21 protein-coding genes are annotated in these 18,760 nt (G+C 71.1%); 17 read left to right on the forward strand and 4 right to left on the reverse strand.

What is annotated here, in order from left to right; all coding sequences use genetic code 11:
• Positions 1-242: 242 nt before the first annotated feature.
• The 4 genes from bluB to AAHF99_RS16200 all read left to right on the forward strand — a co-directional run bounded on the left by bluB (position 243) and on the right by AAHF99_RS16200 (position 3,182).
• A complete protein-coding gene (gene bluB / locus AAHF99_RS16185) occupies positions 243-887 on the forward strand; it encodes a 5,6-dimethylbenzimidazole synthase (protein WP_342165491.1) in 645 nt (214 codons plus the stop codon).
• Between the two features lie 177 nt (positions 888-1,064).
• Complete coding sequence (locus AAHF99_RS16190) at positions 1,065-1,562, forward strand: L,D-transpeptidase (RefSeq protein ID WP_342165492.1); 498 nt, start codon at positions 1,065-1,067, stop codon at positions 1,560-1,562.
• 113 nt (positions 1,563-1,675) lie between these two features.
• Positions 1,676-2,533: a DMT family transporter gene (locus AAHF99_RS16195; protein ID WP_342165493.1), complete on the forward strand. Its 858-nt coding sequence runs from the start codon at positions 1,676-1,678 to the stop codon at positions 2,531-2,533.
• A gap of 220 nt (positions 2,534-2,753) precedes the next feature.
• The gene (locus AAHF99_RS16200; RefSeq protein WP_342165494.1) at positions 2,754-3,182 is read left to right on the forward strand and encodes a DUF2442 domain-containing protein; all 429 of its coding nucleotides are present in this window, start codon (positions 2,754-2,756) and stop codon (positions 3,180-3,182) included.
• A 37-nt stretch (positions 3,183-3,219) separates the two neighbouring features.
• Here the strand turns inward: AAHF99_RS16200 and AAHF99_RS16205 are convergent, their stop codons facing one another.
• Together AAHF99_RS16205 and AAHF99_RS16210 are read right to left on the reverse strand one after the other, a co-directional pair.
• Positions 3,220-3,528 carry a cupin domain-containing protein gene (locus AAHF99_RS16205; protein ID WP_342165496.1) on the reverse strand — a complete coding sequence of 103 codons (309 nt, stop codon included), beginning with the start codon at positions 3,526-3,528 and terminating at the stop codon, positions 3,220-3,222.
• A 67-nt stretch (positions 3,529-3,595) separates the two neighbouring features.
• On the reverse strand, positions 3,596-3,814 hold the full coding sequence (locus AAHF99_RS16210; protein WP_342165497.1) for a DUF1674 domain-containing protein: 219 nt from the start codon (positions 3,812-3,814) through the stop codon (positions 3,596-3,598).
• A 68-nt stretch (positions 3,815-3,882) separates the two neighbouring features.
• Here AAHF99_RS16210 and AAHF99_RS16215 point away from each other — a divergent pair, with 68 nt between their 5' ends.
• From AAHF99_RS16215 to AAHF99_RS16240, 6 genes are all read left to right on the forward strand, one after another.
• On the forward strand, positions 3,883-5,226 hold the full coding sequence (locus AAHF99_RS16215) for an RsmB/NOP family class I SAM-dependent RNA methyltransferase (RefSeq protein ID WP_342165498.1): 1,344 nt from the start codon (positions 3,883-3,885) through the stop codon (positions 5,224-5,226).
• A 119-nt stretch (positions 5,227-5,345) separates the two neighbouring features.
• Positions 5,346-7,373: a threonine--tRNA ligase gene (gene thrS, locus AAHF99_RS16220; protein ID WP_342165500.1), complete on the forward strand. Its 2,028-nt coding sequence runs from the start codon at positions 5,346-5,348 to the stop codon at positions 7,371-7,373.
• A gap of 55 nt (positions 7,374-7,428) precedes the next feature.
• The gene (gene coaD, locus AAHF99_RS16225) at positions 7,429-7,929 is read left to right on the forward strand and encodes a pantetheine-phosphate adenylyltransferase (RefSeq protein WP_243953237.1); all 501 of its coding nucleotides are present in this window, start codon (positions 7,429-7,431) and stop codon (positions 7,927-7,929) included.
• A gap of 33 nt (positions 7,930-7,962) precedes the next feature.
• Entirely contained in the window at positions 7,963-8,508 is a 546-nt protein-coding gene (locus AAHF99_RS16230; protein ID WP_342165502.1) for a peptidylprolyl isomerase, read from the forward strand.
• Positions 8,505-9,005: a hypothetical protein gene (locus AAHF99_RS16235; RefSeq protein ID WP_342165503.1), complete on the forward strand. Its 501-nt coding sequence runs from the start codon at positions 8,505-8,507 to the stop codon at positions 9,003-9,005. Before AAHF99_RS16230 ends, AAHF99_RS16235 begins: the two co-directional genes overlap by 4 nt.
• 46 nt (positions 9,006-9,051) lie before the next feature.
• Entirely contained in the window at positions 9,052-9,513 is a 462-nt protein-coding gene (locus tag AAHF99_RS16240; RefSeq protein WP_342165504.1) for a peptidylprolyl isomerase, read from the forward strand.
• Between the two features lie 42 nt (positions 9,514-9,555).
• Here the strand turns inward: AAHF99_RS16240 and mobA are convergent, their stop codons facing one another.
• Positions 9,556-10,161: a molybdenum cofactor guanylyltransferase MobA gene (gene mobA / locus AAHF99_RS16245; protein WP_342165506.1), complete on the reverse strand. Its 606-nt coding sequence runs from the start codon at positions 10,159-10,161 to the stop codon at positions 9,556-9,558.
• 7 nt (positions 10,162-10,168) lie between these two features.
• A complete protein-coding gene (apbC, locus tag AAHF99_RS16250) occupies positions 10,169-11,317 on the reverse strand; it encodes an iron-sulfur cluster carrier protein ApbC (protein WP_342165507.1) in 1,149 nt (382 codons plus the stop codon).
• Between the two features lie 156 nt (positions 11,318-11,473).
• On the opposite strand from apbC, the gene AAHF99_RS16255 reads away from it, so the two are divergent.
• The 7 genes from AAHF99_RS16255 to hisN all read left to right on the forward strand — a co-directional run bounded on the left by AAHF99_RS16255 (position 11,474) and on the right by hisN (position 18,741).
• A complete protein-coding gene (locus AAHF99_RS16255; protein ID WP_342165508.1) occupies positions 11,474-11,974 on the forward strand; it encodes a pyridoxamine 5'-phosphate oxidase family protein in 501 nt (166 codons plus the stop codon).
• Positions 11,975-12,090: 116 nt separating this feature from the next.
• A complete protein-coding gene (locus tag AAHF99_RS16260; protein WP_342165509.1) occupies positions 12,091-13,386 on the forward strand; it encodes a nicotinate phosphoribosyltransferase in 1,296 nt (431 codons plus the stop codon).
• A 66-nt stretch (positions 13,387-13,452) separates the two neighbouring features.
• A complete protein-coding gene (locus AAHF99_RS16265) occupies positions 13,453-14,910 on the forward strand; it encodes an MmgE/PrpD family protein (RefSeq protein WP_342165511.1) in 1,458 nt (485 codons plus the stop codon).
• A 56-nt stretch (positions 14,911-14,966) separates the two neighbouring features.
• Entirely contained in the window at positions 14,967-15,266 is a 300-nt protein-coding gene (locus tag AAHF99_RS16270; protein WP_342165512.1) for a hypothetical protein, read from the forward strand.
• Positions 15,250-15,747, forward strand: a complete 498-nt coding sequence (locus AAHF99_RS16275) for a hypothetical protein (protein ID WP_342165514.1) — start codon at positions 15,250-15,252, stop codon at positions 15,745-15,747. Before AAHF99_RS16270 ends, AAHF99_RS16275 begins: the two co-directional genes overlap by 17 nt.
• A 112-nt stretch (positions 15,748-15,859) precedes the next feature.
• The gene (locus AAHF99_RS16280; protein ID WP_342165516.1) at positions 15,860-17,884 is read left to right on the forward strand and encodes an AI-2E family transporter; all 2,025 of its coding nucleotides are present in this window, start codon (positions 15,860-15,862) and stop codon (positions 17,882-17,884) included.
• Between the two features lie 68 nt (positions 17,885-17,952).
• Positions 17,953-18,741 carry a histidinol-phosphatase gene (gene hisN / locus AAHF99_RS16285; RefSeq protein WP_342165517.1) on the forward strand — a complete coding sequence of 263 codons (789 nt, stop codon included), beginning with the start codon at positions 17,953-17,955 and terminating at the stop codon, positions 18,739-18,741.
• Positions 18,742-18,760: the final 19 nt, after the last annotated feature.

Consider the following 18,760-nt stretch of genomic DNA (forward strand, 5'->3'; position numbering starts at 1 on the left):
TCCACGCTTTCGCCTCATTGGCGCCTTTTGCGAGCCGTGTTGCGGCCCGACAACACGGCTCGAACCTCGCCGGATCCTGTCCGGCCGTCTGCCGAACCCGTGCTCCCCAGCCTCGGCCGACGTCCATCACGGCTTGAGCCGGCACTCCGAGGTTTCGAGACCCAAGGGACTTGAGGCCGCCCCACCCGGGCGGCCTCTTTTTGCTTTTGCCGTCCGCGCCTCCGACAGGATATGCCCCTGGCGTGACCACGGACCCGCCCGCCTTCGACGATGCCTTCGCGCATCGCCTGGACACGCTCTTCGCGTGGCGCCGGGACGTGCGCCGCTTCCGCCCCGATCCGCTGGACGAGGCGGCCCTGCGCGCCTGCCTCGCGGCGGCCCACCGGGCGCCGTCGGTGGGCAACAGCCGGCCCTGGCGCTTCGTGCGCGTCTCGGACCCGGCCCGGCGGGCGGCGGTGGCGGAGAGCTTCGGGCATTGCAACGCGCAGGCCGCCGCCGCTTACGGCGACGCGCGCGCCGCCCGCTACCGGGCGCTCAAGCTCGCCGGGCTGAACGAGGCGCCGGTCCACCTCGCCGTCTTCTGCGACACCGGGACGGGCTCCGGGCTCGGCCTCGGGCGGGCGACGATGCCGGAGACCCTGACCTATTCGGTGGTCGGCGCGGTGCAATGCCTGTGGCTCGCCGCCCGCGCCCGGGGCATCGGCCTCGGCTGGGTCTCGATCCTCGATCCCTGCGCGGTGACGGACATCCTCGACGTGCCGCCTGGCTGGCATCTCATCGCCTATCTCTGCCTCGGCCTGCCGCAGGAGGAGCATCCCGACCCGGAGCTCGAACGCCACGGCTGGCAGGAGGAGGATCGCAGGGGCGCGGAACTCTACGAGCGGTGAACGTGACTCGTCCCTCTGCGTAATACTCCGCATTTACGATGCGTGTTCACCGATCCTCTTTACCGTCACCGCGCATTTCAGTGGTTCGCCACGGATCAACCATAGCTTTCACTGGAACGGCGCTGCGCAGCCGTGAATTGATCGCCCGCATACACTCACGCTTGAGGAGTCGCGGTGATGTCGGGTCGGGTGTCGGTTGTGTTGGGAGTGGCCGCCCTGCTCGCGGCCGGGTCGGCCTCGGCGCGGGAGGTGGTGCCCTTCGGGGAGGGCTCGGCGGGCACGATCGTGATCAGCGTGTCGCAGCGCAAGCTCTACCTCGTGAACGGCGACGGCACGGCGATCCGCTACCCCGTGGCGGTGGGCAAGCCGGGCAAGCAATGGTTCGGCACGGCGCAGATCGACGGCAAGTACGTCGCCCCCGCCTGGTCGCCCCCGTGGGAGGTGAAGCGCGACAACCCCCGCCTGCCGAAGGTCATCGCCGGGGGCTCGCCGCACAACCCGATGGGCGCCGCCGCGATGACCCTGGCCGGCGGCCAATACGCGATCCACGGCACGAACCGCCCGAGCTCCATCGGCACCTGGGCGTCCTATGGCTGCATCCGCATGTACAATCAGGACGTGGTCGACCTGTACCAACGGGTCGATGTCGGCACGCCGGTGCTGATGACGCATTGACGGGCCTCCGTCCCGGCCGGGCGAGCGGTACAGTTCGTCCCGACCGTCCGGTTCCGTCCGTGTCCCCCGGCGGTCCCGTCCCGTAAGCCATCCGCCGCGAAGGCAGGTGGATCATGCGGGCGAAGGCAGGGTTTGGCAGCGGGCTCCTCGGGGTCCTGATCTTCAGCGGGTCGCTGCCCGCGACGCGGCTGGCGGTATCGGGCTTCGCGCCGCTGTTCCTCACGGCCGCGCGGGCGGTGATCGCCGCCCTCCTCGGCGGCGCGCTGCTCTGGCTCCTGCGCCAGACGCGCCCGGCGCGGGGCGACCTCGCGGCCCTCGCCCTCGTCTCCCTCGGCGTCGTCGTGGGCTTCCCCCTGCTCACCGCCCTGGCGCTCCGGGGCATGACCTCGGCGCAGGCCATCGTCTTCGTGGGGATGCTGCCCCTCGCCACCGCCCTGTTCGGGGTGTTGCGAGGCGGCGAGCGCCCCCGCCCGGCCTTCTGGCTGTTCTCGGTGCTCGGCAGCGCCGCCGTGGCGGGCTTCGCCCTGTCGCAGGGCGGGGCGGCGGGCGCGGGTCCGAACCTTCTGATGCTCGCGGCGATCCTGCTCTGCGGCCTCGGCTACGCGGAGGGCGCGGCCCTGTCGCGGCGCCTCGGCGGCTGGCAGGTGATCTCCTGGGCGCTGCTGCTGGCGCTCCCCGCCATGGCAATCCTCGCCTGCATCACGTGGCCGGCGCGGTGGGACGGCATCGGCGCGCCGGCCTGGAGCGGCCTCGCCTACGTCTCGGTCTTCAGCATGCTGGTGGGGTTCGTGTTCTGGTACCGGGGCTTGGCCCTCGGCGGCATCGCGAGCGTCGGGCAGTTGCAGCTGCTCCAGCCCTTCCTCGGCCTCGCCCTGGCCGCGCTGATCGTCGGCGAGCCCGTCTCGGGGACGATGCTCGCCGTCAGCGCGGCGGTGGTGCTCTGCGTTGCCGGAGCGCGGCGCTTCGCGTGAGGCGATAGGAAAAACCCAACTGATGGGTTTCATCGTTTCGGCTTGACCGCGTGGGGCGATATCTCCCTGATCGTCATCACGAGCGAAGCGAAGTGATCCAGGGCAGCGGGACGTCGAGAGGCGTGGCGCTGCCCTGGATTGCTTCGCTGCGCTCGCAAAGACGGTGCAGCAGAAGTGGCGGCGCACCGGGCGCATTTCCTCGTGGAATGGGAGAGGATCCATGGCGCGAAAGACTGATCCGCGTGAGGACGATCTCGCGGCGGCCGAGGCGCGGGGCGAAGCCCTGCTGGAGGGCGCTCCTCGGGCGAGTGCCGTCCGCTACGACGCGCCGACCGGCCGGGTGACGATCGACCTCGCCAACGGCTGCGCCTATTCCTTCCCGGCCCGTCTGGTCGAGGACCTTCAGGGCGCGACGGATGCGCAGCTTGCGGCCATCATCATCGATGGGCTGGGGCTGAATCTGCACTGGCCGGCGCTGGACGTGGACCTCTTCGTCCCGGCCCTGATCGACGGCGTGTTCGGCACCAGCGCCTGGACGACCCGTGAACTCGCCCGCCGCGCCGGCATGGCGACATCGCCGGCCAAGTCCGCCGCCGCGCGGGCGAACGGCACGAAGGGCGGACGTCCGCGCAAGGTGGCGGGCGGCTGAAAGCCGCCGCCCGCGCCGGCGTCTGCCGCGTCGAGTCTTACTTCGCCGGGGGCGAGGTCGCCTCGACAGCGGTGAAGGTCTCGAGGATGCGGTAGGTGTGCTCCGCCCCGGCCGGGACGAGGTAGGAATCGCCGGGGGAAAGCGTCACCGTCTCGCCGCCGACGATCAATTCGGCGCGGCCGCTCACCACGTAGCCCACCGTCTCGTGCTCCGAGCAGGTCATGGGCTTGTCGGCGTTCGGCTCCTCGTTGCGCCACATCCGCATGCCGATGCGCTCGCCCTGGGCGAGGCCGATCTCCCCGTGCGGACCCGTCACCGCCTGCTTCGCCGAAACCGTCGTCACCATGGTTGCTCTCCCGTGAATGGCGGGGCAACCGGGGGTGACGCGGCCCTGTTCCGCGACGGGGCCCGCGTCAGAAATCCACCGCCAGACCCTTCACCTCCCAATCCTCGTAGCGCACCGGCTCCAGGCCGCCCCGGCCCTGGCGCTCGGGGCGAGCCTGGATCGCGGCGGCGCGGGCGTCGATGGCGGCGCGGCGCTCGGCCGCCTCCGCCAGAGCGCGCTCGGCGGCAGGCGTGAGGGCGCGCGGCGGGGCCGGCTCGGGGGCGGAATCGTCGCGATGGTCTTGCATGTGGTCTTGCATCGAACTCGCTCGGGTGTGAGGTCGTGTCGGGATCGACAGGGTTTTCAAGGTTAGACGTGGCATCTCGGGGCAAGGTCCGCAACGCGGCGGAGAGTGAAACGGGTCAGGACGCGGCGGGGCTCGGCGCAAGGCGGGCGGCGGCGCAGGCCGTGGCCGAGCTGATCGGGCAGGAGCGCCCCCCCGCCCTCGACGAGGCGCTGGCCACCGCCCTGCGCGCCGAACGCCTCGAATCCGGCGACGCCGCGCTCGCACGGGCCATCGCCCTCGCGACCTTCCGCCGCCTCGGCCAGATCCGCCGGGTGCTGGCCGACCGCCTCGACAAGGGCCTGCCGGAGGGCAAGCCCCGCCTGCTCTCGCTGCTGGCCACCGGCACGGCCCAGATCCTCGACCTCGCCGTGCCGGATCACGCCGCCGTCGATCTCGCGGTGCGCCTCGCCAAGGCCGACCACCGCACCGCCGGCTTCGCGGGCATGGTCAACGCGGTCCTGCGCCGGGTGGCGCGGGAGCGCGAGGCGATCCTCGCGGCGGCCGAACCGCTGCGGGACAACACCCCCGACTGGCTCGCCCGCCGCTGGGTCTCGGCCTACGGTGGGGACTTGGCCGCCGAGATCGCCCAGGCGCATCTCACCAGCGCCCCCATCGACCTCACGCTTCGGAACGAGGGCGAGGGACAGGCCTGGGCGGAACGCCTCGGCGCCACCCTCCTGCCGACCGGCTCCCTGCGGATGCCGCCGGACGGGGCGGCGATCCCCGACCTGCCGGGCTTCGGCGAGGCCGCATGGTGGGTGCAGGACGCCGCCGCCGCGATCCCCGCGCGGCTGCTCGGGGTCGGGGAGGGCGAGCGCGTGCTCGACCTCTGCGCCGCACCGGGCGGCAAGACGATGCAGCTCGCGAGCCGGGGCGCGACCGTGACGGCGCTGGACCGCTCGGCCCCCCGCCTGGAGCGCCTGCGCGAAAACCTCGCGCGCCTGGGCCTGAAGGCCGAGATCGCCGTGGGCGACGCGACCGTCTATCAGGCCGAGCCCTTCGACGCGGTGCTTCTCGATGCGCCCTGCTCGGCCACGGGCACGATCCGCCGCCACCCCGACGTCGCCTGGACCAAGGACGAGTCCGACATCGTCCGCCTCGCGCAGTTGCAGACCCGGCTCCTCGACCGGGCGGCGACGCTGGTGCGGCCGGGCGGGCGGCTCGTCTACTGCACCTGCTCCCTGGAGCGGGCCGAGGGCGAGGCGCAGATCGCCGCCTTCCTCGCGCGCAACACGCGATTCGCCCGCGTGCCGCTCCGGCCGGAGGAGGTCGGCGGCCGGGCCGACCTGATCGACGGGGCGGGCGACCTGCGCACCTTGCCGAGCCAGGGCCTCGACGGCTTCTTCGCGGGCCGGCTGGTGCACCAGGGCTGACCCGCATTCCCTCCCGCCGCGAAACGGTCTAAACGGCCGGCCTCGCCGCGACACCCGACCACCCGCTGACACGACCCGCTTACCTGCCCCGTTCGCAGGAGTGAGCCAGGAGCCAGACCATGCCCGTCCTGACCTTTCCCGATGGCAACACACGAGAGGTCGCCGCCGGCACCACCGGCCGCAGCGTGGTCGAGGGCATCGCGAAGTCGCTTGCCAAGCGCACCGTGGCCATGGCCCTCGACGGCACCGTCCGCGACCTCGATGACGGGATCGACCGGGACGCCCGGATCGAATTCCTCGACCGCGCCGACCCCCGCGCCCTTGAACTGATCCGGCACGATTGCGCCCACGTGCTCGCCGAGGCGGTGCAGTCGCTCTGGCCGGAGACGCAGGTGACCATCGGCCCGGTCATCGAGAACGGCTTCTATTACGACTTCCACCGCGAAGCCCCGTTCACGCCGGAGGACTTTCCGAAGATCGAGGCGCGTATGCGCGAGATCATCGCGAAGGACGCGCCCTTCACCCGGGAAGTCTGGAAGCGCGACGACGTGCGCAATCTGTTCGCGGAGAAGAAGGAAGGCTTCAAGGTCGAGTTGGTCGACGCCATCCCGCCGGGGGAGGATCTGAAGATCTACCGCCAGGGCGAGTGGTTCGACCTCTGCCGCGGCCCGCACATGACCTCGACCGGCAAGGTCGGCACCGCCTTCAAGCTGATGAAGGTCGCGGGCGCCTATTGGCGGGGCGATTCCAACAATCCGATGCTGACCCGCATCTACGGCACCGCCTGGGCCACGAAGGAAGATCTCGACGCCTACATTCACCGCCTGGAGGAGGCCGAGCGCCGCGACCACCGCCGGCTCGGCCGGGAGATGGACCTGTTCCACTTCCAGGAGGAAGGGCCGGGCGTCGTGTTCTGGCACGCCAAGGGCTGGACGATCTTCCAGGAGCTGATCGCCTACATGCGCCGCCGCCTGCGCGGCGACTATGCCGAGGTGAACGCGCCGCAGATCCTCGACAAGGCCCTGTGGGAGACCTCCGGCCACTGGGGCTGGTACCGCGAGAACATGTTCGCCGCGCAATCGGCCGGCGAGGAGGCCGAGGACAAGCGCTGGTTCGCCCTCAAGCCGATGAACTGCCCCGGCCACGTGCAGATCTTCAAGCATGGGTTGAAGAGCTACCGCGATCTGCCTCTACGGATGGCGGAATTTGGCGTGGTGCACCGCTACGAGCCGTCGGGCGCCATGCATGGGCTGATGCGCGTGCGCGGCTTCACCCAGGACGACGCGCACATCTTCTGCACCGAGGATCAGCTCGCCGACGAGTGCCTGAAGATCAACGACCTGATCCTCTCGACCTATGCCGATTTCGGCTTCGGGGAGATCGTCGTGAAGCTCTCGACCCGGCCGGAGAAGCGCGTCGGCTCGGACGCCCTGTGGGACCACGCCGAGAGCGTGATGACGCGGGTGCTGGCGCAGATCGAGGAGCAGTCGGGCGGGCGGATCAAGACCGCCGTGAACCCCGGCGAGGGCGCCTTCTACGGCCCGAAGTTCGAGTACGTCCTGCGCGACGCCATCGGCCGCGACTGGCAATGCGGGACGACGCAGGTGGACTTCAACCTGCCCGAGCGGTTCGGCGCGTTCTACGTCGATGCGGACGGGCAGAAGAAGCCGCCGGTCATGGTCCACCGGGCGATCTGCGGCTCGATGGAGCGATTCACCGGCATCCTGATCGAGCATTTCGCCGGGCATTTCCCGCTCTGGCTCGCCCCCGTGCAGGTGGTGGTCGCCACCATCACCGGCGAGGCCGACGCCTATGCCGCCAAGGTGGTGCGGGCGCTGGAGCGCGCCGGCCTCCGCGTGGAGGCGGACCTGCGCAACGAAAAGATCAACTACAAGGTCCGCGAGCATTCCCTCGCGAAGGTGCCGGTGCTGCTGGCGCTGGGCAAGCGCGAGGCGGAGGAGGGCACCGTCTCGATCCGCCGGCTCGGCAGCCAGCAGACGCGGACCCTGCCGCTGACCGAGGCCGTGGCGAGCTTCGTGGAGGAGGCCACCAGCCCCGACCGGCGCCGCGCCGACGCGGTCGCCGAGACCGTCCCGACCAGCGACACGGTGCTCGATTCGCACCACGGGGAGGCTCCGGTCCCTTGAGGCCGGGCCACCCGAAGGTTCCGTCCTGCCCCAAAACAGGCTAGGGCAACCGGCGATGACCCGTATAGCCCTCTATGCCGGCTCGTTCGATCCGGTCACGAACGGCCATCTCGACGTCGTGCGCCAGGCCTGCCGCCTGGTGGACCGGCTCGTGATCGCCATCGGCGTGCATCCCGGCAAGGCGCCGCTCTTCTCCGCCGAGGAGCGGGCCGAGTTGCTGCAGATCACCTGCGGGCCGGTGGCGGGCGCCGAGGGGGCGACCCTCGACGTCGTGACCTTCGACGACCTCGCCGTCTCGGCGGCGCGGCGCTGCGGCGCCACGGTGTTCATCCGGGGCCTGCGCGACGGCACCGATCTCGACTACGAGATGCAGCTCGCCGGCATGAACGGCGCCATGGCGCCGGAGGTCCAGACCGTGTTCCTCCCGGCCTCGACCAGCGCGCGGCCCATCACCGCGACGCTGGTGCGGCAGATCGCCGGGATGGGGGGCGACGTCTCGCCCTTCGTGCCCGCCGAGGTCGCCGCCCGGCTCAAGGCGCGTTTCGCGCCGGCCTGACATCCGACAGACCAGAAGGATCCGATACGAGCCATGAAACGCCGCACGCTCCTCGCGCTCGCCCTCTCCCTCGGGCTCACCGCGCCGGCCTTCGCCGCCGATTCGAACACCGTCTACCTGCAGACCAAGGACGGCCGCATCACCATCGAACTGCGCCCCGACCTCGCGCCCAAGCACGTCAAGCAGATCAAGACGCTGGTCTCGCGCGGCTTCTACGACGGCCTGAAGTTCCACCGGGTGATCGACGGCTTCATGGCCCAGACCGGCGACCCGAAGGGCAACGGCACCGGCGGCTCGGACCTGCCCGACATCCCGGCCGAGTTCTCGCAGAGCGCCCAGTTCAAGCGCGGCACGGTGGGCATGGCCCGCTCGTCGAGCCCGAACTCGGCGAACTCGCAGTTCTTCATCTGCCTCGGCGACGCGCCGTTCCTGAACGGCCAGTACACGGTCGTCGGTAACGTCACGGACGGGCTCGACGTCCTCGACAAGATCAAGAAGGCGGCCCCCGGCGCCTCCGGCGGCGCGGTGCAGGATCCCGACAAGATCGTGCGCATGACGCTCGCCGGGAAGGCTCAGTGAGGCGGGCCCTCCGGCCCGTCCTCTGGGGCGCCCTCGTCCTCGGCGCGGCGCTGCCGGCGCGCGCCTATGACGGCGGGCATCTCTTCTCGGGCTATGTCTACCAACCCGGCGGCGGCTATGCCCTGGCCCTGCCGGAGACCCTGGCGGCGACGATCGCCGTGCCGATGGCGGACCGGCCTCCGGGCGCGGCGGACACGCTGCGGCAGCTCTTCCCGGCGCTCGCCGCCTGCTGGAGCCCGCCCCACTTCGCCGCCACCCTACAGGGGCCGGACGTGCAGGTGACGGCCCGGTTCTCGCTTCGGCGGGACGGCAGCGTGATCGGCACCCCGCGCATCACCTACGCGGCGGGCGTCTCGGGCGGGGACCGCACCACGCTCACCCGCGCCACCCTCGCGGCGCTCGGGCGCTGCACCCCGGCGCATCTCACCCCCGGCCTCGGCCGGGCCATCGCCGGCCGCCCGCTGGCCCTGCGCTTCGTCTACCATCCCCCGGCCTGACCGGCCGGCGACCCCCATCCCCCACCCGACCAACGGAGAACCGATCATGGCGGACAACGAAACCATCGTCCTCGAGACCACCAAGGGCCGCGTCGTCATCGGGCTGCGCCCCGACCTCGCCCCGAACCATGTCGAGCGGATCAAGGCGCTCGCCTCCCAGGGCTTCTACGACGGCGTGCTGTTCCACCGCGTCATCGACGGCTTCATGGCCCAGACCGGCGATCCGACCGGCACCGGCTCGGGCGGCTCCGACCTCCCCGACCTGAAGGCCGAGTTCAACGCCGAGCCGCACGTGCGCGGCACCTGCTCCATGGCCCGCACGAACTTCCCGCACTCGGCGAACTCGCAGTTCTTCATCTGCTTCGAGGACGCCCGCTTCCTCGACAAGCAGTACACCGTGTGGGGCAAGGTCGTGGAAGGCATGGACGTCGTCGACACGATCAACAAGGGCGAGCCGCCGCGCTCCCCGGACAAGATCGTGAAGGCCACGGTGGGCGCCGCCGCGTAAGGCTTCCGGCTCCTCCCCCCGCCCGCCGGGGGGAGGGACCCTTCAGGCCCTGAGCCAGGCCTCCGCCCGGGACACATCCTCCAAGGCGTTGAGGTTGAGGAACGGATCGACCGGTTCCACCGGCCACTCCACCACCATACTCCCCTGGCGGGCGATGAAGCCGCCGACCCGGCGCTCGCCGGACGCGAGCCACGCCCGCAGGTCGTCCCGCAGGGCGATGGGCCAGAGCGCCGCCGTGTAATGCTCCCGCCCGCCTGAGGCCGCCACCGCGATGGGGCCCGCGCCGGGGGACGCGACGAGCCGCGCGACGAGATCCTCCGGCAGGAACGGGGCATCGCCCGGCACGCTCAGCACATGCGTCACGCCGGGCAGGCCCGCGCCGTGCTCCAGCCCGGCCAGGATGCCCGCGAGCGGCCCCACGCCGCCCGGCACGGGATCGGGCAGGACCGGCCCGTCGAACACCCCCGCAAACCGCGCCGGATCGCCGTTGGCACTGAGCGCCAGCCCGGCCGGGCATTGCGGCGCCACGCGCGCCGCGATCCGCGCCAGGAGGGGCCGTCCCCCGAGGGGCAGCAGGGTCTTGTCGACCCCGCCCATCCGCCGCCCGAGGCCGCCCGCGAGGATCAGGCCGAGAACGGACCCCGCCACCGCGCGCCTACTCGAAGACGATCTTCGGCGCCGAGCGGGCAGGGCCCGCGCCGGAGAGGTTCGCCCAGAGGGACGCGGCGATCTCGCGGTAGACCTTGGCCTGCGGCCCCTCGGGATCGGTCGCCACCACCGGGCGACCGGCATCCGAGGTCTCGCGGATCGTCATGTTGAGGGGCACCTCGCCGAGGAACGGCACGCCGAGGCGCTGCGCCTCGTTGCGCGCGCCGCCATGCCCGAAGATGTGCGAGGCGTGGCCGCAATTCGGGCAGATGAAGGTCGCCATGTTCTCGACGATGCCGAGGATCGGCACCGCAACCTTCTTGAACATCGTCACCCCGCGCCGGGCGTCGATGAGCGCGAGGTCCTGCGGCGTCGAGACGATCACGGCGCCCGAGAGCGGGGTCGCCTGCGCCATGGTGAGCTGCGCGTCGCCCGTACCGGGGGGCATGTCCACGAGAAGCACGTCGAGTTCGCCCCAGAGCACGTCGCGCAGCATCTGCGTGATCGCCGACTGGACCATCGGGCCGCGCCAGATCATCGCCGCCTCGGGCTCGATCAGGAAGCCGATCGACATGACCTTCAGGCCGTAGCCGACCATCGGCTCCATCGCCTTGTTGTCGACCACGGTGGGCTTGCCGGTGAGGCCGAACAGCTTCGGCACCGAGGGGCCGTAGATGTCGGCGTCGAGGAGGCCGACCTTCAGCCCCTGCGCCTGGAGGGCGAGGGCGAGGTTGCAGGCGGTGGTGGACTTGCCGACGCCGCCCTTGCCCGAGGCCACCGCCACGATGTGGCGCACGCCCGGCAGCTTCGGCCCCTGCTGCGGCGGGGCGCCGGGCCGGGGCGGGGCGACGGGGGGCGGGCTCACCGGGCGCGGGGCGGCGCTGCTCTGCGCCGGATGGCTCCCGTCGCGCTCGGAGGTGAGGCTCGCGAACACGCCGGAGACGCCCGGCATCTGCAGGACACGGCCCTCCGCCTGACGCCGCACCGGCTCGAACTTCTCGGCCTCGGAGGCGTCCACGAGGATCGAGAACATGACCCGGTTGGTCGGATCGACCACGACCTGGGAGAGGCGGCCGGAGCCGGGCAGGGTGGTGCCGGCGGCGTCGATCGTCACCGATTGCAGGGCGCGCAGCACGTCGTCGCGGGTGATGGCCAAGGTCAGGGGCTCCGAAACTCGTTTGTCTCCATCTATACGCGCCCGAGCGAAACACCACCCTGGCGCGCGGCCTGAACCAACCGGAGCCTCGCCCGTTGAAGACGCGAATCCGGGCCAGCCCCTCAGGCTGGTCCCCGTCGAGGCAGGAGTTACGCCGTGCACGAGAACCATCGCGACCACGAGGGCGCCAAGAAGCTGTTCGAACTCATCAAGGACGTGAAGGTCGCGATGATGACCACCGTCGACACCGACGGCACGCTGAACAGCCGGCCGATGTGGAACAACGACATCGATCCGAACGGCGACCTGTGGTTCTTCACCAAGCTCCACTCGCCGAAGACGGCCGAGATCAGCCGGGACAACCAGGTGAACCTCGCCTACTCGGACCCGTCGAGCCAGAACTACGTGTCGGTCGCCGGCAAGGCCGAGGTGATCCGCGACCAGGCGCTCATCGACGAGAAGTGGAATGCCAGCCTGAAGACGTGGTTTCCCAACGGCAAGGACGATCCCGAGGTCGCCCTGATCCGCGTCTGCCCCGAGAAGGGCGAGTACTGGGACAGCCCGAACGCCACGATGCTGCACCTCTACGGCACCGTGAAGGCCGCCCTCACCGGCGAGAGCCCGAAGACCGAGACCAAGAAGGTCGGCCTGTCGTAGTCACCACCGCCTCTCCCTCCCCCGCAAAGGGGGAGGGACAACGCGCCGGGCATTGACGCGGGGCGTGAATCCATGCGCCCTCCCTCTCCCCCGGCGCGACCCGAAGTCCCGAAAAAATGCTCGATCTGGCGAAGCGGGTGTACGACCACAGCTTCCGCATCGATCCGATCGTGCGGTCGCTCCTCGATACGGATTTCTACAAGCTCCTGATGGCGCAGACGATCCTGCGCCGGCACCCGCAGGTCGAGACGACCTTCGGCATCGCCAACCGCACCGCCCGGGTGCGCATCGCCGACGAGGTCGATGAGGGGCTGCTGCGGGAGCAACTGGACCATGCCCGCTCCCTGCGCCTCTCGAAGGGCGAGGTGACGTGGCTGCGGGGCAACGTGTTCCGGGGCCAGGGCCGCATCCTCGAACCCGACTTCGTGGCGTGGTTCGAGACGTTCCGCCTGCCGGAGTACGAGCTCGCCACCCGCGACGGGCAATACGAACTGACCTTCCACGGCCCCTGGGTCGAGACCACGATGTGGGAGGTGCCGGCGCTGGCCATCCTCAACGAGTTGCGGGCGCGCTCGGTGCTGCGCGGGCTCGGCAAGCTGACGCTGCAGGTGCTCTATGCCCGCGCCATGACCCGCGTGTGGGAGAAGATCGAGCGGCTGCAGCGCCTGCCCGACCTCTCCATCGCCGATTTCGGCACGCGGCGGCGCCACGGCTTCCTGTGGCAGGATTGGTGCGTGCAGGCGATGGCCGAGGGCTTGGGCGAGCCGCGCTTCCTCGGCACCTCGAACTGCCTGATCGCCGCCAAGCGCGAGGTCGAGCCGGTGGGCACCAACGCCCACGAATTGCCGATGGTCTACGCCGCGCTCGCCCCCGACGACGACGCCCTGGCGGCGGCGCCCTACGCGGTGCTGGCCGACTGGCAGAAGGATTACGCGGGCAACCTGCGCATCGTCCTGCCCGACACCTACGGCACCACCGGCTTCCTCGCCAACGCCCCCGACTGGGTGGCCGACTGGACCGGCATCCGCATCGACTCGAAGGACCCGATCGAGGGCGGGGAGGAGGCGATCCGCTTCTGGCAGGAGCACGGGCGCGACCCCCGCGACAAGCTCGCGATCTTCTCCGACGGGCTCGACATCGCCGAGATCGAGCGCATCCATGCCCGCTTCCACGGGCGGATGCGCATCGGCTACGGCTGGGGCACCCTGCTCACCAACGATTTCCGGGGCCTGATGCCGGACGGGCGGCTCGATCCGATCTCCGTCGTCTGCAAGGTCATCGACGCGAACGGCCACCCCACGGTGAAGCTCTCCGACAACCCGACCAAGGCGCAGGGCCCCGCCGACGAAATCGCCCGCTACCGCCGCGTGTTCGGGGTGGGCGAACAGGCCGCCCTTCCCGTTCTGGTCTGAGCGCGCGCAGCGGGTATAAGGTCGACCACGACGGGCCCGAGACGGCCCGCGCGGGAGGACAATCTGATGGGTATGAACCGCCGCTCGCTCCTCGGCGCCGCCGGCCTCGCGCTGGGCGCGCCGGCTTTGAACGCGGTGCAGGCGGCCGAGACGCCGGCCCCGGCGGTCAAGGCCCCGCCGCCTCCACCCGTGACGAAGATCCTCGCGGAGTTCATCCGCGGCTCCACCTATGATTCTCTGCCGGAGAACGTCCGCCGGGAGGGCGTGCGCAGCTTCCTGAACTGGGTGGGCGTCGCCATCGGCGGCTCGCACCACGAGACCCTGGATATCGCGGTCTCGGCGCTGCAGCCTTTCTCCGGGCCGCCGCAGGCAAGCCTGTTCGGCCGCACCGAGCGGTTCGACATCATGAACGCCGCCTTCCTCAACGGCGTGTCGAGCCACATCTTCGACTTCGACGACACCCACCTGAAGACGATCATCCATCCGGCCGGGCCGGTCGCCTCGGCGATCCTGGCCTATGCCGAGATGAAGCCCGTCTCCGGCAAGGACTTCCTCGACGCGCTGGTGGTGGGCATCGAGGTCGAGTGCCGCATCGGCAACATGGTCTATCCGAACCATTACGATGCCGGCTGGCACATCACCGGCACCTGCGGGCCGTTCGGCGCCGCCGCCGCCGCCTCGAAGCTGATGGGGCTCACCGAGGAGCAGACGATCTACGCGCTCGGCCTCGCCGCCTCGCAGCCGGTGGGCCTGCGCGAGTCGTTCGGCTCCATGAACAAGAGCTTCAACCCCGGCCGCGCCGCCGCCAACGGCTTGTTCGCGGCGATCCTGGCCGCGAAGGGCTTCACGTCCTCGGAGAAGATGATCGAGGTCCGCCGGGGCTGGGCGCAGACCATCTCCACCAAGCAGGACTGGTCGCAGATCACCGACGGGCTGGGGAGCCGCTACGAGAGCGCGCTCAACACCTACAAGCCCTTCGCCTGCGGCATCGTCATGCATCCGGCGATCGACGCGGCGATCCAGATCCGCGACGAGGACCACGTGAAGCCGGAGGACATCAAGTCCGTGGACCTCAAGGTCCATCCGCTGGTGCTGGAGCTGACGGGCAAGACCACGCCGAAGACCGGTCTGGAGGGCAAGTTCAGCATCTACCACGCGGTGGCGGTGGCCTTCGTGGAGGGCGCGGGCGGCGAGAAGCAGTTCAGCGACCGGGCGGTGAACGACCCCCGCGTCGTGGCGCTGCGGAGCAAGGTGAACCCGGTGGTCACGCCGGGCGTCGACCCGGCGCAGGTGGACATGATCGTGACGCTGAACGACGGCCGCACGATCCACCGCCACATCGACCACGCCATCGGCAGCGTCGAGAAGCCGATGACGGACGCCCAGCTCGAAGCGAAGTTCAAAGACCTCGCGGACGGCATCCTCCCCGCCACCCAGGCGAACCGCGTGCTCGCCCTGTGCCGCTCCCTGCCCGACCTGAAGGACGCGGGCGAGGTCGCGCGGGCGGGGGTGCAGGGGGCGTGAGCCCCACCCGTTAAACGTGTGTTGACCGGCCCCGGGCCGGTCGGCACTCTGCCGGCATGGGTGAATTCGATCCGGCGAAGGTTCGCGAGATCAGCCTCGATTCGGTCCACCGCGTCGCGGGCCGCTCGGCCAGCGACGCGAAGGCCGAACTCGGCCTGGATTGGATGCAGGATCTCGTCTGGCACATCACGATCGTGCAGGAGGACGAGGATCCGCCCCTCCATCCGGCCGCGAAGAGCCGGATCCGGCGGACCATTCGCGATGTCCTCGTGAATGGCGGGGACAAACATTACCCCTTCGTCCGCTTCCTCTCCCGAAGCGACGTGACCGCCGACCTCCGTGCTCGACCCCTCTGAGCTGCTGGCGCTCGCGCGCGATCTGGCCGGGCGTGGTTCGGCCCGGGACGGCGAATTGAGGCGGTCGATCTCGACCGCGTATTACGCCCTGTTCCATGCGACCCTGAAGGCGGCGGCGGAACGGTTTGTGGGGCGGGCCGGCCGTGCGAGCCCGGCCTACGGGCTGCTCTACCGGGGATTCTCCCACGGGCGGATGAGGGAGATCTGCATCGCCATCGAGCGGCCGACCCTCTCCCGCCGGTATCGGGAAATCCTCGGGCGCGACGTGGCATCCGAGGCGGCGAGGGAATTCGCGGAGAACTTCCACCGCCTCCAGGCTCTCAGGCACGCCGCCGATTACGATCCGCAGGCCGTCTTCAGGCCGGCGGACGCGCAGGATGTCTGCGACTCGGCGGATCGCGCGATGCAGGCGCTCGCCCGGATCGACGCCCCCGAAGCCACGGACCTGCTCGCCCTCCTGCTGGTCGATTCGCGCGCCTGACGGCTGAGCTTCATCCGGCTGGGATCGTTTTCGCCTCCCGGTCGGTTCCTCAGCCGGCGCCCCGGCCCCGGTCGGCGCCACGTGTGGCGTCGTGGGGGCTCGTGGGTCGTCGATGGTGAACAGGAGCAGTGCGGGGCTCGGCATGGATGGTCCGTCGATCCGGCCCCGTCCGACCCGCGTCGCCGCCGCCGAGCGGCCCAAGGCGGCGCTCGCCTCGCCCCTCGTGATCGGGGCCATTCTCGTGGCCGGGCTGTATTTCGGCCGCGAGATCTTCATCCCCATCGCCATCGCCCTGCTGCTGTCCTTCGTCCTCGGACCGCTGGTGAACTATCTGCGCCGCTGGCGCCTGCCGCGCCTCGTCGCCGTGGGGCTCACTGTCCTGATGACCCTCGGCATCGTCGGGGCGCTGGGGACGCTGATCGGCATCCAGGTCGCCGACCTCGCCGGAGACGTGCCCCGCTACCGCGCCACGATCGAGCGCAAGCTCGACAGCCTGCGCGACAGCCCCGCCGGGCGCATGACCGACTACGTCGCCAATATCGGCCGGGCGATCCACAACGCCGGCAACGCCGAGACGCAGCCGAAGCCCGCCGCCTCGCCCCCGCCCGCGAAGGGGGAGCCCCCGCAAGAGCGCAAGCCGATGCTGGTGGAGATGACGGCGACCCCGCCGAGCCCGCTGGAGACCGCGAGCACGCTGCTCTCGCCGATCATGCAGCCGCTCGCCACCCTCGGCATCGTCTTCGTGGTGCTGCTCTTCGTGCTGATGCAGCGCGAGGACCTGCGCGACCGGCTGATCCGGCTGGCGGGCTCGCGCGACCTCCACCGCACCACGGTGGCGATGGACGACGCCGCCAAGCGGCTCTCGCGCTACTTCGTGGCGCAGCTCGCTCTCAACACCGCCTTCGGCGTGGTGATCGGCGTCGGGCTGTACCTGATCGGGGTGCCGAACCCGGTCCTGTGCGGGATCGTCTCGGCGCTGATGCGCTTCGTGCCCTATCTCGGCGCCTTCCTCTCGGCCCTGCTGCCGATGCTGCTGGCCGCCGCGATCGAGCCGGGCTGGAACATGACCATCGCCACCGCGATCCTGTTCCTGATCCTCGAACCGATCACCGGGCAGGTGATCGAGCCGATGCTCTACGGCCAGTCGACCGGCCTCTCGCCCACCGCCGTGCTGGTCTCGGCGCTGTTCTGGACGTGGCTGTGGGGGCCGGTGGGCCTGCTGCTCTCGACGCCGCTCACCGCCTGCCTCGTGGTGCTCGGGCGCCATGCCGACCATCTCGAGTTCCTCGACGTGCTGTTCGGCGACAGGCCCGCGCTGACACCCGTGCAGAACTTCTATCAACGCATCCTCGCGGGCGACTCCGAGGAGGTTTTGGGCCATGCCGAGCTGATCCTGCAGCATTGCTCCCTCTCGTCGTATTACGAGGACGTGGTGCTGAAGGCGCTCGAGCTGGCGGCCGGGGACGCGGCGCGCGGCGTCCTCACCCCCGCCCAGAAGAGCGCCATGCGCGGCACGCTCTCCGAACTCATCGACGACCTCGCCGACCGGGCGGACGGCCCCGTCGAGGGCGGGCACAGGGACAAGCCGGCCGCCGACGCCTGCGAGGCCGAAGGCGCCTGCAGCCCCCTGCCGGTGCATCCGATTCCCGGCGACCTGCCGGAGGGCTGGACCCGCGAGGGCGCGGTGCTCTGCGTCTCCGGCCGGGGCTTCCTGGATGCCGCCGCCGTGGCGATCCTGGCGCAGATCCTCGCCAAGCGGGGCATCGGCGCGCGGACGGTGCCCTTCTCCGAGACCGCCTCGGCCCGGCTCTCCCGGCTCGATCCGGGGGCGGCGCGGATCGCCTGCGTCGTGTCCATCGCCCATGGCGGCGAGCCGCAGCACCTCAACCGGCTCATCGCCCGCCTGCGGCAGCGCATGCCCGCCGTGCCGGTGCTCGCCGGGCTGTGGCTCGCCGGGCAGGAGGAGCGGCGCCCGACCGTCACCCTCGACGCGGACATCACCGCCGGCTCCCTGCACGAGGCGGTGGAGGCGGTGCTCGCCGCCGCCGAGGCGGACGCGAAGGCCGCCCCGCGACCCCGGCAGGAGGCGCCCGCGCCGGCGGCTCTGGCCCCCTCAGTCGTAGGGCAGGGGGCTTGACGCCGGGGACCCGCGCCAGCCTTCGTCTGACCGCCGGCGGGCCGCCGGCCCGTCGGAGCACTCCCCGCATGAGCGTCGTCGAACTCGGCCGGTTCATGGAAGACCTCGCCCACGCCTCGGGCAAGGCGATCCTGCCGTTCTTCCGGGCGCAATTCGCCCTGGAGGACAAGGCGCGGGGCGGCGCGCCGTTCGATCCGGTAACGGAGGCCGACCGGGCGGCGGAGGTCGTCCTGCGGGCGATGATCGGCAAGGCCTTCCCCGGCCACGGCATCCTCGGCGAGGAGTTCGGCACCGAGCGGGAGGATGCGGAATGCGTCTGGGTGCTCGATCCCATCGACGGCACCCGCGCCTTCATCGCCGGCCTGCCGACCTGGGGCACGCTGATCGGCCTCACCCGCCACGGGGTGCCGGTGCGCGGGCTGATGCACCAGCCCTACCTGAACGAGATCTTCACAGGCGACGGGCGAACGGCGCGGCTGCGCGGCCCGGCCGGGGAGCGCACCCTGCGCACCCGCCGCTGCGGCGACCTCGCCCAGGCGCTCCTGGCCACCACCGACCCGCGCCTGTTCGCCGAGGGCGAGGAGGCCGACCGCTTCCGCTCCCTGGAGGGGCGGGTGCGCCTCTCCCGCTACGGCACCGATTGCTACGCCTATTGCATGCTCGCGGCGGGGCAGGTCGACCTCGTGGTCGAGGCCGGGCTGAAGCCCTACGACATCTGCGCGCTGATCCCGATCATCGAGGGCGCGGGCGGGCGCGTCACCGCCTGGGACGGCGGTTCCGCCGCCAAGGGGGGCAGGGTGGTCGCGGCGGGCGACCCTCGGCTGCACGAGGCGGCCCTCAAGGTGCTGAACCCGTGAGGGGCACGATGGGCGGTCC

Origin of the sequence: Methylobacterium litchii, assembly GCF_038442315.1 — a bacterium.
Lineage (GTDB): Bacteria > Pseudomonadota > Alphaproteobacteria > Rhizobiales > Beijerinckiaceae > Methylobacterium > Methylobacterium litchii.

Excerpts from the sequence above, each read along its gene's own strand:
- AAHF99_RS16270 (WP_342165512.1), top strand. The coding sequence starts at position 14,967 with ATGGGTGAATTCGATCCGGCGAAGGTTCGCGAGATCAGCCTCGATTCG.
- AAHF99_RS16240 (WP_342165504.1), top strand. The coding sequence starts at position 9,052 with ATGGCGGACAACGAAACCATCGTCCTCGAGACCACCAAGGGCCGCGTC.
- coaD (WP_243953237.1), top strand. The coding sequence starts at position 7,429 with ATGACCCGTATAGCCCTCTATGCCGGCTCGTTCGATCCGGTCACGAAC.
- AAHF99_RS16260 (WP_342165509.1), top strand. The coding sequence starts at position 12,091 with ATGCTCGATCTGGCGAAGCGGGTGTACGACCACAGCTTCCGCATCGAT.
- AAHF99_RS16200 (WP_342165494.1), top strand. The coding sequence starts at position 2,754 with ATGGCGCGAAAGACTGATCCGCGTGAGGACGATCTCGCGGCGGCCGAG.
- AAHF99_RS16265 (WP_342165511.1), top strand. The coding sequence starts at position 13,453 with ATGGGTATGAACCGCCGCTCGCTCCTCGGCGCCGCCGGCCTCGCGCTG.
- AAHF99_RS16205 (WP_342165496.1), bottom strand. The coding sequence starts at position 3,528 with ATGGTGACGACGGTTTCGGCGAAGCAGGCGGTGACGGGTCCGCACGGG.
- AAHF99_RS16195 (WP_342165493.1), top strand. The coding sequence starts at position 1,676 with ATGCGGGCGAAGGCAGGGTTTGGCAGCGGGCTCCTCGGGGTCCTGATC.
- AAHF99_RS16210 (WP_342165497.1), bottom strand. The coding sequence starts at position 3,814 with ATGCAAGACCATCGCGACGATTCCGCCCCCGAGCCGGCCCCGCCGCGC.
- AAHF99_RS16190 (WP_342165492.1), top strand. The coding sequence starts at position 1,065 with ATGTCGGGTCGGGTGTCGGTTGTGTTGGGAGTGGCCGCCCTGCTCGCG.
- thrS (WP_342165500.1), top strand. The coding sequence starts at position 5,346 with ATGCCCGTCCTGACCTTTCCCGATGGCAACACACGAGAGGTCGCCGCC.
- AAHF99_RS16230 (WP_342165502.1), top strand. The coding sequence starts at position 7,963 with ATGAAACGCCGCACGCTCCTCGCGCTCGCCCTCTCCCTCGGGCTCACC.
- hisN (WP_342165517.1), top strand. The coding sequence starts at position 17,953 with ATGAGCGTCGTCGAACTCGGCCGGTTCATGGAAGACCTCGCCCACGCC.
- AAHF99_RS16280 (WP_342165516.1), top strand. The coding sequence starts at position 15,860 with ATGGTGAACAGGAGCAGTGCGGGGCTCGGCATGGATGGTCCGTCGATC.